This window comes from Microbacterium sp. Yaish 1 (genome assembly GCF_002245215.1).
In the GTDB taxonomy this organism is placed as follows: Bacteria; Actinomycetota; Actinomycetes; order Actinomycetales; family Microbacteriaceae; genus Microbacterium.
Genome location: NZ_NPMR01000002.1, coordinates 1357404 through 1369925 on the forward strand (window position 1 = coordinate 1357404; position 12522 = coordinate 1369925).

Consider the following 12522-nt stretch of genomic DNA (forward strand, 5'->3'; position numbering starts at 1 on the left):
CCCTGTCGTGGCACGAGGGAGGCGAGGGCCGCGATGGGACTGCTGCGATACGGATCGGACCTGATCGCCATCCCCATGCCCGACGACGTGCTCGCGCACCTCCAGCTCGTGATCGCGGCGAAGCTCGGCGCAGGTGAGGGGTTCACGGTGAGCTGGAGGCACGGCGACGGACAGGGGCGGAGCACGCTGTGGCTGGAGCGCTCCATCCCCCTGCGTTTCGACTTCGCGTCGTCGCACCCGGTCACCACGGACCCGCGGCGCGTGCGGGCCATGCTCACCGAAGCCGCCGCTGTCACCGGCCTCTCGCTCGGCACCCTTCCTGTCGAGGCGTCATGACCAGGGTGCTCACGTCGCAGGCCGAGACCCGCTGGCTCGTGGGGACGTCCGAGTACGCCGGAGTCACCGGATACACCGGCGGGATCGGCCGCCACTACGCCGCTCTCCTTCCGGCCCTCGCCCGCCAGGGGGTCGCCGTCGACCTCGCGATCGAGACGGGCGCGGAGCTCGTGTCCGACGACCCGGGCCCCGGCGTCCGGCTGGTCGACGGCGGCGTCCGACGCGCATACCGCGCCCACCGTCATGACGTCGTCTTCGCCCCCGAATGGGGCGGACTGGCCGCGGCGCTTCCCCGCACGGCGCCGCTGCTGACCAACCTCGCGACCGGCATCCGGCTCGCCGACCGGGTCTCCGGGTTCACACCGGCCGACCTGCCCATCGGGCAGCGGATCGTGCGCGCACGGCAGGCTGCCGCCGAGCGACGTCAGCTGTACCGGTCGGCAGGCCTCATCGCCATCTCCCGCGCGATGCTCGACCGCACCAGTGACCTCTACCCCGGACTGCCCCCGGCCCGCATCGTGCGCAACTGCATCGACGTCGATGCCGTCGCCGCAGCGGCGGCGCGGGCCGAGGCCCCGATGGGGTGGCCCGAGGACGACGCGCCGATCGTCCTCTTCCTCGGCCGGTCCGAGCGCCGCAAGGGAGTCGAGGACGCGTTCGCGGCCTTCGGGCGCGTGCACGAGGACGTCCCCCGCGCATGGCTCGTGCTCGCGGGCGCCGGCGGCGACGCCCGCTACGAACCGACGCGTTCCGCGCTCCTCGAGATGCTGCCGCCGTCGGCGCGCGACCGGGTGATCTGGCTCGGGCATGTGCCCGGCGACGAGCTCTACGGAGCCATCGCTCGCGCAGACGTGGTCATCTGCCCCTCGCGCTGGGAGGGGTTCGGCAACGTCGCCCTGGAGGTCAAGACGATCGGCACGCCCCTCGTGGTCACCTCCGGGAGCGGATACGACGAGTTCTGCACGGACGGGCAGGACTGCCAGAGCGTGCCGCCCGCCGACCCGGAACGCCTCGCCGCAGCCATCACGGTCGCGGTGCGGCATCCGGCGTGGGCTCGCACGCTCGCCGAGCACGCCCGGTCACAGGTGGCGGACTTCGCGCCCGATCCCGTCGCCCGCGACCTGCTCGCCGCCGCCGCGGAGCTCCTCGCCGGCGCGGTCAGGCCGAGACTCGACGCCAGCCGTCGCCCTCTCTGACGACGGCTCCGGCTCGTTCGAACGCCTCGAGCCATCCCGTCATGGGCCACTCGCCCCACTTCCGCGCGAAACGGCGGCCGTTGCGCAGGATGTCGTCGAGGTGCTGCCAAGGCGGTGACGAGGTCTCGTGATGCTGGTGATAGGCGTCGGCACCGCCCACCCAGATCATCGGGACCCCCGCCCGGCGAAGCGAGAACGCGAAGTCGGTGTCCTCGCCCCCGTACCCCTCGTACTGCTCGTCGAAGCCGCCGACGGCCCGCCACACGGCGGGCGTGGTCGCGAACGACAGCGACCAGAACAACGGGTACTCCTCCGTCGCAGCGCGCTGCAGGACGCCCGGCGGCGGCGCCGGACGCGCCGCGTGGGGCGCGGTGGCCGCGCGGAGGGATGCCGTGTCGAGCGCTGCGCCTGCAGGCAGGTACGTCACCGGCCCGCAGAGGACCGCATCGGGGTGCTCTGCCGCCGCATCGCGGTACCGCTCGACCAGCTCGGGGCCCGGGATGCAATCGGCGTCGAGGAACACGAGCAGGCGCGCCCCCAGCGCCTCGGCCGCACGCGCACCCGCGTTGCGGGCCGCCGCGAGCCGCAGACCGGCCGGCCCCGGCGGCACGTGCACGACGGACTCGGCGTCGAGCGAGGGAGCGTCGTCGTCGCCGATCCAGACGACCACGCGCGGAGTGCCCGCCGTCGCGCGCAGCTGATTGCGCAGGTGCTCGAGGCGCGGCGCCGAGCAGAGCGTCACGATCGCGATGTCGCTCATCCTCTCCCTCCCGCGTCCGCCTCGGCACGGATGACGGCCGCTGCCCGCCGGGCGGCGCCATCGGTGCGCCACGCCGCCCATCCGTCGCCGCCGCCACCCGCCGACGCCTGCGCGAGCAGCTCGGGCCAGCGCGCGGGCTCCGGCCACGCTGTCAGGGCGACGGCGAGCCCGGATCGGCCGAGCGCCGACGCCGTCGCGCGCTGCTCGGCGAAGGGACGCTCCTGCGGGATGACGACGGCCGGCGCGCCGGCGGCGGCCAGGTCGGCGACGGCGTTCTGGCCGCACCACGACACGACGACGGATGCCGTCGTCAACGCATCCCACGGGTCGGCCGTCCACGCTCCGGAACCGGCGCCGAGCACACGCCAGGGGCGTCCCGACGCCCGCTCGGCGGCGGCGATGTCGGCCGTGGAGACGTCGGCCCCGCCGCCACCGCCGAGCAGGACGACCTCGTCACCGCGCGGCCGCGGGGGCCGGTCACGACCGGCGAACCGTGAGATCCCGCCGACGAACGCGACGCGGTCGCCGAGGTCGGTCACGTGCTCCGGCGCGTAGATCTCCTCCGGCCACGGCGCGATGATCCGCCGCGCGGCCGCGAAGGCCAGCCGGTGGGGCTCGTCGACGCGGTCACCGGGCTGCGTGATGATCACCACGGGCACACCGAGGAGCCGGAGGAAGAGCGTGACCTCGGCCGAGACGTCGACGACGAACGCCGCGACATCGCCGGCCGCGACCGCCGCGGCGATGACCGCGAGCCGGGAGCGGTGGCCGGCGTGGCGCAGCGGGGCCCAGTGCAGCATCCCTCCGGCCGTCGGGTCGTCGGCCGGGAGGGCGGGCGCGGGCCGATCGTCGCGCGCGAGCTCGACCCACGAGACGTTCGCGGGCAGATCGGCGGGAACCGGCAGTGAGCTGAAACAGACGACGTCGGCATCGAGGTGGGGCGCGATCGCCCGCATCCGGGTCAGGTGCCCCTGGCCGTGGTGATGCACGTACCAGCCGATGCGCCGCGTCATGCCGGCAGCTCGGCGGGTGCCGCCTCCGTGCTCAGCGACGCGAAGATGTCCTCGAGGGCCGTCGTGCGCGCATCGAGCGAGAACCGTTCCACCGCGCGGGCGCGGACGGCGCGGCGGAAGCGCGGATCGCGAGCCTGCTGCCACATCTGCTCGACCGCATCCGCCATCGCCGCGACGTCTCCCGCGCCCACGAGGCGCATCCCGATGCTGGCGGCGGCGATCTCGGGCACCCCGCCCACGGCGAAGCCGACCACGGGCGTCCCGCACATGAGGGCCTCGGGACCGACGAGTCCGAACGGCTCCGCCCACGCGGGAGTAGCGAGCGCGACCGCCGAACGGCCGACGAGGCGGGCGAGCTCGGGGGGCGTGAGCTCACCGGCCACCGTGATGTCGTCGCCGAGCAGCGGACCGAGCACGTCGTCGGCGTACGCTCGGTCACCGACGCGGCCGGCGATCGTGAGGCGTCGCCCGAGCGCCCGGGCGACGGCCACGGCCAGGTGCGGGGCCTTCTCGGGAACGATGCGGCCGAACCAGACGAGGTCGTCGCCACCGGGACCGGCGGACCAGACGCGCGGGTCCACGCCGTTGGCCAGCAGGGTCGAGGCAACCCCCGCGTGCTGCCATTCCCGGCGGGTGTGCTCGCTGACCGAGAGGAACGTGCTGCCACGGCCCGCGGCGGCGCGGTGCGCGCGCACGAAGTCGTCGTCCACCGGCGTGTGCAGGGTCGTGACCATCGGCACGTCCAGCTGCGGTGCGAGCTGCAGCGGGAGGGCGTGCAGGCAATGGTTCGAGATCACGTCGAAGTCGGCGGCCCGCGCGCCGATCGTCTCGAGCGCACGGCGGAGCATCGGCACGCTGAGCGTCTCGTACGCGGGCGGGTACGTCTTGTCGGTGCGCACCGCGTCGGCATCCCAGCCCAGCTCGGGCATCTCCCAGACGCTGCCGGGCTCGACGTGGTCCGACCCCGTCACCGCGACGAGGGTCACCTCGTGGCCCCGTGCCCGCAGTGCCTCGACCTCCGACCAGACGGCGGCCTCGAGACCGCCGGCGTGTGGCCTGCGGATCGGGAACCGAAGCGGCGCGATCACCGCGATGCGCAGCGAACGCCCCGTCACGAGACACGCTCGCTGCGGAGCCGGCGGTACAGCGCGGCGTGCGCCGCTGCCGTCGCCGCATCCTGCTCCCGGCGACGGGCGCGGCGTCGCTCCATCAGCTCGGCTCGTGCGATCGACCCGGGCCGCGCCGCATCGTCGCACGACAGCAGGGAGCGCAGTGCCGCCGTCAGCGTCTCGACGTCGCCCGGGCGGAAGCTCGCGGTCGAGGCGTCGTCGTGCTGATCGGCGAAGTGTCCGACGTCGGGGACGGCGACCGGCACCCCCAGGTCCCAGCACAGCTCGAGCCACCCCGAGTGGCTGCCGAAACGGTAGGGCAGCACGCACACGTCGAGGCCGCCGAGCGCGGTGTTCAACGCGGCGTCGGGCAACCGGCCCTGCTCGACGAGGACCGCGTACGGGTGTCCGGCCACGGCGGCGCGGACGTCGTCGCGGGCGCCCTGATCGCGGACCGACCGGTGCATCCGGATCTCGGCGACGGCGTGATGCCCGTCGTCGCGGAGGCGCTCGACCGCAGCGATCAGGGTCCGCGCGCTCGTGGGTCCATCGGTGCCGGGGCGGAGGTCCTTCAGGTGCATCCCGATCCGGAGGTCCTCGCTCACCGCCACGATGGACGGGCTCTCGCCGTCGTGCAGGATCGCGGGGTGCGGCAGCACGGCGGCGTCCCGTCCCCAGCGCTCGCGCACCTCGGCGGCGGCTCCTCGGGTCAGGGTCACGAGAGCGTCGGCCCGCGGCACGAGCTCGTCGAGCTGCGCGGCATAGGGGCTCTGGTCGGTGAGCTGCGGATGCGTCAGGTCGTGCACGGTGAACACGACGGCCCATCCCGCCGCGTGCGCGGCCTCGACGCACGCCGTCAGATGACCGGCGGGGAACGATTCGGTGCCGAAATGGACGTGAAGGATGTCGGCGTCATCGGCGTTGCGCCGGATCCAGTCGGGGTCGAGCGCGACGGGAGGCCACCAGACGCCCTCGGCCGCGCCGGGCACGGGCGGGTCGGGCAGCACGTCGATGCCCGCGGCATCCGTCACACGCCGCACGTACGGATGCCCCGCGGGCACCGCCACGACGCGCACGTCGGGTGCACCGGACATGTCGTCCAGGGGCACGCTCGCGGTCACGATGGTCACGACTCTCCTTGCTGGAACCGCCGAGACAAGGGCGATCCGAGTCGGACGCTAGCCGAGCGCGCAGTCCGGCGCCTCGCACTTGCGCGAACCACAGGCGACCGGTAACGATGACCGGATGCCGGTCGACGCCCCTCCCCTGTGCCTGGTCTGGGGCCCCGCCGGACACGGAGTGACCGAGTACGGTGCCGACATCGCCTCAGCCGCCCACCGGGCCGACCCTGCCGTCCGCACCGTCGAGGTGACCGACCTCGACGCCGCGCTGGCGGCGATCGCGCCCGGCGAGCGCGTGCACCTGCACGCGACGGACCGACTGCTCGGAACGAGCCTCGAAGCGGCCGCCGACGCCGTCGAGACGCTCGCCGGGACCTGCCGGCTGACCCTCACGCTGCATGACCTGCCGCAGCCCTCCGACGGCACGAAATACGACCGTCGGGTCGCCGCGTATCGCCGGTTCTTCGCCGCAGCCGACGCCGTGGCCGTCAACAGCGATCACGAACGGCTGCTGGTCTCCGAGCACCTGGGCGACGACCTGCGGCCCCGGGTGATCCCCCTGGGAACCCGCGTCGCCGCCGCCCCCGAGGCCGACGCACCCGTCGCGTCGGCCGACCTCGTCGTGCTCATCGCCGGCTTCGTCTACCCCGGAAAGGGGCACGAGCCCGCCGTGCGCGCCGCGACGGCCGCCGTGGACGCCCTGCGGGCGTCGGGACGGCCGGTCGGCGAGGCGGTCGTCCGCGCTCTGGGCGCCGCGTCGCCGGGCCATGACGGGGATGTCGCAGCACTCGGACGCCTGGCGGCCGACCTCGGCGGTCGCTTCGAGATCACCGGGTTCCTCGGCGACGAGGAGTTCGCCCGGCGGCTGCGCGAACCCGGCATCCCGGTCGCCGCCCACGAGCACGTCTCGGCCTCGCGGTCGATGCTCGACTGGATCGAGGCGGGCCGCCGCCCGCTGGTCGTCCGCTCGCGCTACAGCGACGAGATGGACCGGTTGCGGCCCGGCACCGCGACCCTGTTCGATCCGGCGGAGCTGACCGGCCTGCTCGTCGCCGCGTGGGAGGATCCGGCCTCGACGCGCCTCGTGCCAGGGCACCCGCTGCAGCCGGATCTCGCCGACGCGGCCGGGTCGTACCTCGCGTGGTGGCGCGGGATGCCGCGATGACGGCGGGCCGCCCGGCCGGGGTGCCGCTCCCCGGAAACCGGTGGGACCTCCTCGACGGCCGGTGGCCCGAACAGCCGCCCCGCGTGTCGGTCATCGTCGCCCATTACCGTCAGCCCGAACAGCTCGCGCGGACGCTCGCCGCGCTGCGGTCGCAGGAGCACCCGGCTGACCGGCTGCAGATCATCGTCGCGGACGACGGCTCGCCCGAGCCGCCCTCCGTTCCGGACGGGGTCGAGCTCGTCCGCCACGAGGACCGGGGCTTCCGGCTCGCGGCCGTCCGCAACCTCGGAGCGGCCGCGGCAGGCGGCGACGTGCTCGTGTTCCTCGACGCCGACACGGCGCCCGAGCCCGCCTTCATCCGTGAGCTGACCCGGCTGCCCGCACTCGCGCCGGACTGCGTCACGGTCGGGCGGCGCCGGCACGCCGACCTGCGCGGCGTCGACGCCGCCCGGCTCGCCGAAGAGGCGGCGCGCACGGCGCTGCCCGAGCCGGAATGGCTCGCGGCGGAGTATCGGCGAACCGCGAACCTCCTCCACGCCGACGACCGCAGCTATCGCCACGTCATCGGGGCTGTCATCGCGTGCTCGCGGGTGCTGTTCGACGCGACGGGCGGATTCGACGAGTCGTTCACGTCGTACGGCGGGGAGGACTGGGAGTGGACCTATCGTGCGTGGCTGCGCGGCGCGCTGCTCGCCCACGTGCCCGCGGCCGTCGCCTGGCACGACGGCCCGGATGCCGCCGGACGCGACGAAGGCGCGATCGCGCGCCGCAACGCCGAGACCATCCGGCTCAGCGACCTCATCCCCGTCGCCGGTTCCGCCGGCCGGGGCCTGCGGCCCGCCCACCCCGACGTCGCGGTCATCGCGCCGCCGCACGCGAGCGCCGGGCAGCGGTTCCTCGCGCTCGACAGCACCCTCGCGGCGCTCGGCGCCGCCTCGGCCCGCACCGCGGTCCTCCCCGACGACTCCGAGCCGGATCCCGCGTTCGATCGCGTCCGGGTCATCATCGAGCTGCTCCGCCCGCTCCGCATCGACGCCGACGTCGACATCCTCGCCGTGTCGCTGGCGCGGATCGGCGACGAGGCGCTCGGCGAACTGACGCTGCGCTCCCCCGACGGCGAGCCGCTGGTGCGGATGACGTCGGCGCGCGCCCGCGCCCGGGGCGAGCGCTGGGGCCGTGACGATCTCTTCCCGACGGCGTCGGTGACGACAGCGGAGATTCGCGTCGTCACCGACGAGCCCGATCTCGCCGCCTACCTCGGCGGCTGGGGCTGACCGGCGCTCACTCCGCCGGGTAGCGGGCGGCGCGCAGCACGCGCGCGAGATGCGCCGCGTTGCGTGCGAGAGTGGCGGTCGTCGAGGCGACCGGGTCGGGGGTCTTCTCCAGATCCTTGAAGTCGACCGTCTGCATCGCCTCGCCGTTCCAGTAGGTGCCGCCCTGCGCGGGGATCGTGAACCCGACGTCGTTCAGCCCCTGGAACAGGTCGGCGGTGGCCTTGTGCGCGCCGTCCTCGTTGCCGACCACGGCCACCACGGCGACGCGGTCGAAGAGGATCGGCCGACCGGCGTCGTCCGTCTCGGAGAGTTCGGCGTCGAGGCGCTCGAGCACGCGCTGCGCGAGGCTCGAGGCGTGTCCCATCCAGATGGGCGTCCCGACGACGAGGATGTCGGCGGCGAGGATCTGCTCGCGAACGGAGGGCCACTCGTCTCCCTCCCCCATGTCGGTCTCGACGCCCGGCGCGATGTTCAGGTCGGCGATGCGCACCTGCGTGCCCGAGGCGCCGTGCTCGGCGAGGGCGTCGAGCACCTGCTGCAGCATGAGCTGCGTGCTCGACTCCGCGGGTGCGGGCTTCAGGGTGCAGTTGAGGGCGACGACCCGGAGCGGGGCGTCGGAAGCGGGTAGGTCTGTCGTCATGGCGAGTCCTTTCGTTCGCCGCCATCGTCGGCGACGATCCGTGACGGATGACAGGCCGTTGACAGGACCGCGTCAGGCCGGAACGGCGGCATCCCACCACCGCAGCACGCGCAGGGCGATCATCGTCAGCCAGGGCGACGGCTCGCCCTCGGCGACATCGATGTCGAACCAGACGCGCCCGGCCAGCGGCGTTCCCTGATGCCACGTGCCGTCGGCGGCGCGTGCGTTCCGGACCATGTCGATCGCCTCCGCCAGCCGCGGGTCGGGTGCGGCGCCCTCGAGAAGCGCGGCGGCGCGGAAATGATCGAGGGCGACGAGCGCGCTGTAGCGGTGGCGATTGGGATAGACGAACTCCGTCACGAAGTCGCCGACGGGCTCGCCGGTCGAGGCGCGGAAGGCGAGCCGGCGCGACAGCAGGTACTCCTCCCCGCGGTGCCGGCTCTCGCGGAGGGCCGGGTCGCCCGTGATTCGCTCCCACGCGAGCATGCCGCGCAGAGCGTTGAGCGTCGAGTGGAATGACCCGCGGGTCGACCGCCCCTCCTCCGCCTCGCAGTTCCACCCGCCGTCGGCCAGCTGATGCTCGCGGAACCACCGCGCCAGGCCGCTCATGTCGACACCGAGCCAGGCGCCCGTCGCGAGCGTGTACGAGTTGATGCACACGTCGATCTCGCCGTCCCAGTACGGCAGGTCGTCGTACTCCCACCGGCTGTTGCGCCGGAGCCGTTCCGCGGTGTCGCCGAGGACGGCGGCATCCAGACCCCACTCCCGCAGATCCTTCAGGGTCCAGGTGGTCGCCGTCCAGGGCTGTCCCGGCGCGCGGGCCTCCGGGCTGTCGAAGAACCCCGCGGGGAAGTACGCGCCACCCTCCCACTGACCGTCGTCGCCCTGCTCCCGCAGGAGGCGCGCGCCGTTGCCCTCGGTCGCGACGCGAGCCCGCGTGGCCTGCCACACGGACGGCGGAGCGTCCGCGAGATAACGCTCCACCTGCCAGCGCAGCGACGGGTCGGTGTCCAGAAGCCACGCCAGCGTGCCGTCCGTGTCGGTCATGCGGTCATTGTCGCGCGGCTCAGCCCTCCTGCGCGAGCACCGCGACACCGCGCGGGGCGATCGCGACGGCATCCGCGGAACCTCGCTCGGCGGCACCCGCGATCAGGTCACCCGATGCGGCCACCACCACCTCGGCGTCGGTGCGGTTCGCGAGGAACACGAAGCGCCCACCCTCGTGGCGGCGAATGATCACGTCGACGTCGCCGTCGGCCGCGAGGGGGTCTGCCGCGAGCGCCGGGATGTCGCCGGCCAGGCGGCGCGCGACGTCGGCGGCACCGGCGCGACCGATCGCAGCCGATACGTACGTCGCACTGCCGCCGCTGCCCCGGGTGCTCCGACGCCGAGTGATGGCCGGGGCGCCGTCGAGGTCGCCGCCAACGTAGGTGTCGAGCACCTCGACATCCGGTTCGACGCGCGCGATGCGCTCGCTCCAGTCCCGGACGACCGTGCCGGAGGCGAGGGATGCGGTCTCCCCCGGCAGCATCGGCACGAACTCCTCGATCGTGATGCCGAGCAGCTCGCGCAGCGCACCCGGGTAACCGCCGAGCCACACCCGGTCGTTCTCGTCGACCACGCCCGAGAAGTAGGTCGTCACGAGGTGACCGCCGCCGGCGACGAAGGCGGTCAGGCGCTCGCGCAGCGCGGCCGGGACGACGTGGAGCATCGGAGCGATCACCACCTCGTAGTCGGCGATTTCGGTCGCGACGGGCACGACGTCGACGCGGACGCCGAGGTCGAGGAGCGCCCGGTACCACAGCAGCGTCTCGTCGTCGTAGGCGGGCGACTCGGAGGGGTGCGAGTCACGTCCGCTGACCCACCACGACTCGTAGTCGAACACCAGCGCCACGCGCGCCCGCTCGCGCCGGCTGCCGGTGACCGGCGCCAGGTCGCGCAGCTGCGAACCGAGGTCGACGACATCGCGGAACACCCGGCTCTCGGCGCCGGCGTGCGGGACCATGCCGGAGTGGTAGCGCTCGCCCCCGGCGCGGGACTGCCGCCATTGGAAGTAGCAGACCGCGTCTGCCCCGTGCCCGACGTGGGTCAGGGCGTCGCGGACCAGCTCGCCGGGACGCTTGGGCGGGTTGACCGCACGCCAGTTCACCGCGCTCGGCGCGTGCTCCATGAGGAACCACGGCCGGCCACCGGCGATGTTGCCGGTGAGGTTCGACCAGAACGACAGGTCGTCGCGCCCGAGCTCGCCCGGGCGCAGGTAGTGGTCGTTCGAGACGAAGTCGACGTCGCCGACCCACGAGGGGTAGTCGATGTCGCGGACGTTCTGGGCGACCATGAAGTTCGTCGTGCGCGGGACGCCGGGGGTCACTTCGGCCAGCACCGCGTTCTCGGCACGCAGGTGGTCGCGCACGGCATCCGACGAGAAGCGCTCGAAGTCGAGCTGCTGTCCGGGGTTGCGCTGCGTCGGCGCGGCGCGCGGCGGCAGGATCTCGTCCCACTCCTCGTAGTGCTGCGACCAGAAAGCCGTGCCCCAGGCCTCGTTGAGCGCGTCGAGGGTCGTGTAGCGGGCCCGGAGCCACACCCGGAACGCGCGGGCGGCGTCATCCGAGAAGTCGTACAGGTTGTGGCAGCCGAGCTCGTTCGAGATGTGCCAGGCGACGAGAGCGGGATGGTCGCCGTAGCGCTCGGCGAGGGCGCGGGTCAGCCGCAGCGCGTACTCGCGGAAGACCGGCGACGTCGGCCGCCAGTGCTGGCGCGACCCCGGCCAGAGGGTCGTTCCGTCGATCGTCTGCGGCAGGATCTCGGGATGCCGCTTCGCGAGCCACGGCGGCGGCGACGCGGTGGCGGTCGCGAGGTCGACGTCGATGCCGTTGGCGTGCAGCAGATCGATGACCTCGTCGAGCCAGCCGAAGTCCCACTCGCCCGGACGCGGCTCGAGCAGCGCCCACGAGAAGATCCCGAGCGAGACGATGTTGACCCCGGCCTCGCGCATCAGTCGGACGTCCTCGTCCCACACTTCGCGCGGCCACTGCTCCGGGTTGTAGTCGGCGCCGTAGCGCATCCGTCCCGGGCCGAGCGCCCCGTCCTTCACCCAGCGGTAGGTCGTGTCATCCGTTGCCATGCGATCAGCGTAGACCGAAACACGTGCAGATGCACGGGATTGATGTGATCTACGCTCGGGTCATGCCATCCGACGCCGTCCACCCCCGCGGGCCGTACGCGAAGAGCGCGGCCCGGCGTGCGGAGATCGTGGCGTCGGCGACCGTCGTGTTCGGAACCCACGGTTACCGCGGCGGGTCGCTCCGCCAGATCGCCAAGCAGCTCGATCTGAGCCTCACCACCGTGATGCACCACTTCCCCACGAAGGTCTCGCTGCTGGCAGCCGTCCTCGAGCAGGAGGATGCCGCCGACACCGACTTCCCCGCGCGCGCCGCCCGCGACGGGTTCATCCCGAGCGTGCTCGCGATCGTCGAGCGCAACCTCGCCCGGCGCGAGCTCGTCCGCATGTTCTCGATCGTGTCGGCCGAGGCGACGCACCCCGAGCACGAGGCGCACGCCTGGCTGCTCGAGCGCTACCGCGCCGTCACCGAGACCTACGCGGCAGCCATCGCCGACGACCGCGCCCGCGGCCGACTCGACGCCGACGACGACCCTCGAGCCCTCGCCGACCTCGTGATCAGCGGGTGGGAGGGCATCCAGATCCGCTGGCTGACCGACGACACCGACCCCGTCGCGGCGATGCGCCTGCTGCTCATCGGCCTGCTGCGGCCCCGCGCCTGAGCACGCCGCGCCTGAGCCGATACATTCGTCGGACTGCCGGGGCTGGTGTGGCCTCGGCGCCCGCCACAGGCGACACCGGCACCACCGGCCCGACGGCTGTATCGGCTCCGACGGCCGAATCGGCGTCG

At 73.6% G+C, this 12522-nt stretch carries 12 protein-coding genes; 5 read left to right on the forward strand and 7 right to left on the reverse strand.

Annotated elements, in window-relative coordinates; translation table 11 throughout:
* The first annotated feature begins 33 nt into the window (after positions 1–33).
* Together CI089_RS15595 and CI089_RS15600 are read left to right on the forward strand one after the other, a co-directional pair.
* Positions 34–336, forward strand: a complete 303-nt coding sequence (locus CI089_RS15595) for a DUF7882 family protein (RefSeq protein WP_094262332.1) — start codon at positions 34–36, stop codon at positions 334–336.
* A complete protein-coding gene (locus CI089_RS15600) occupies positions 333–1532 on the forward strand; it encodes a glycosyltransferase family 4 protein (protein ID WP_094262333.1) in 1200 nt (399 codons plus the stop codon). Before CI089_RS15595 ends, CI089_RS15600 begins: the two co-directional genes overlap by 4 nt.
* On the opposite strand, the gene CI089_RS15605 is transcribed toward CI089_RS15600, so the two are convergent.
* From CI089_RS15605 to CI089_RS15620, 4 genes are read right to left on the reverse strand one after another with little or no spacing between them, the layout of a single operon-like run.
* Positions 1495–2292 (reverse strand): glycosyltransferase family 2 protein, encoded by a 798-nt coding sequence (locus tag CI089_RS15605; protein WP_094262334.1) that lies wholly within the window; start codon positions 2290–2292, stop codon positions 1495–1497. The two genes, CI089_RS15600 and CI089_RS15605, sit on opposite strands and share 38 nt — an antisense overlap.
* Positions 2289–3305 (reverse strand): glycosyltransferase, encoded by a 1017-nt coding sequence (locus CI089_RS15610; protein WP_094262335.1) that lies wholly within the window; start codon positions 3303–3305, stop codon positions 2289–2291. The genes CI089_RS15605 and CI089_RS15610 overlap by 4 nt, the downstream gene beginning before the upstream one ends.
* Complete coding sequence (locus CI089_RS15615) at positions 3302–4420, reverse strand: glycosyltransferase (RefSeq protein ID WP_094262336.1); 1119 nt, start codon at positions 4418–4420, stop codon at positions 3302–3304. Before CI089_RS15615 ends, CI089_RS15610 begins: the two co-directional genes overlap by 4 nt.
* On the reverse strand, positions 4417–5544 hold the full coding sequence (locus tag CI089_RS15620; RefSeq protein ID WP_256978049.1) for a glycosyltransferase: 1128 nt from the start codon (positions 5542–5544) through the stop codon (positions 4417–4419). The genes CI089_RS15615 and CI089_RS15620 overlap by 4 nt, the downstream gene beginning before the upstream one ends.
* Before the next feature lie 115 nt (positions 5545–5659).
* Between CI089_RS15620 and CI089_RS15625 the strand changes: the two genes are divergently transcribed.
* Complete coding sequence (locus CI089_RS15625; RefSeq protein ID WP_094262337.1) at positions 5660–6700, forward strand: hypothetical protein; 1041 nt, start codon at positions 5660–5662, stop codon at positions 6698–6700.
* The gene (locus tag CI089_RS15630; RefSeq protein ID WP_094262540.1) at positions 6697–7974 is read left to right on the forward strand and encodes a glycosyltransferase; all 1278 of its coding nucleotides are present in this window, start codon (positions 6697–6699) and stop codon (positions 7972–7974) included. Before CI089_RS15625 ends, CI089_RS15630 begins: the two co-directional genes overlap by 4 nt.
* Positions 7975–7981: 7 nt before the next feature.
* Here CI089_RS15630 and CI089_RS15635 read toward each other — a convergent pair whose 3' ends face one another.
* From CI089_RS15635 to CI089_RS15645, 3 genes are all read right to left on the reverse strand, one after another.
* Positions 7982–8614: a flavodoxin family protein gene (locus tag CI089_RS15635; RefSeq protein WP_094262338.1), complete on the reverse strand. Its 633-nt coding sequence runs from the start codon at positions 8612–8614 to the stop codon at positions 7982–7984.
* A 72-nt stretch (positions 8615–8686) separates the two neighbouring features.
* Positions 8687–9661, reverse strand: coding sequence for a squalene cyclase (locus tag CI089_RS15640; RefSeq protein ID WP_094262339.1), 975 nt, complete (start codon positions 9659–9661; stop codon positions 8687–8689).
* A gap of 19 nt (positions 9662–9680) precedes the next feature.
* The gene (locus CI089_RS15645; protein WP_094262340.1) at positions 9681–11735 is read right to left on the reverse strand and encodes a beta-galactosidase; all 2055 of its coding nucleotides are present in this window, start codon (positions 11733–11735) and stop codon (positions 9681–9683) included.
* A gap of 62 nt (positions 11736–11797) precedes the next feature.
* Between CI089_RS15645 and CI089_RS15650 the strand changes: the two genes are divergently transcribed.
* Positions 11798–12394, forward strand: a complete 597-nt coding sequence (locus CI089_RS15650; RefSeq protein WP_094262541.1) for a TetR/AcrR family transcriptional regulator — start codon at positions 11798–11800, stop codon at positions 12392–12394.
* The last annotated feature ends 128 nt before the right edge of the window (positions 12395–12522 follow it).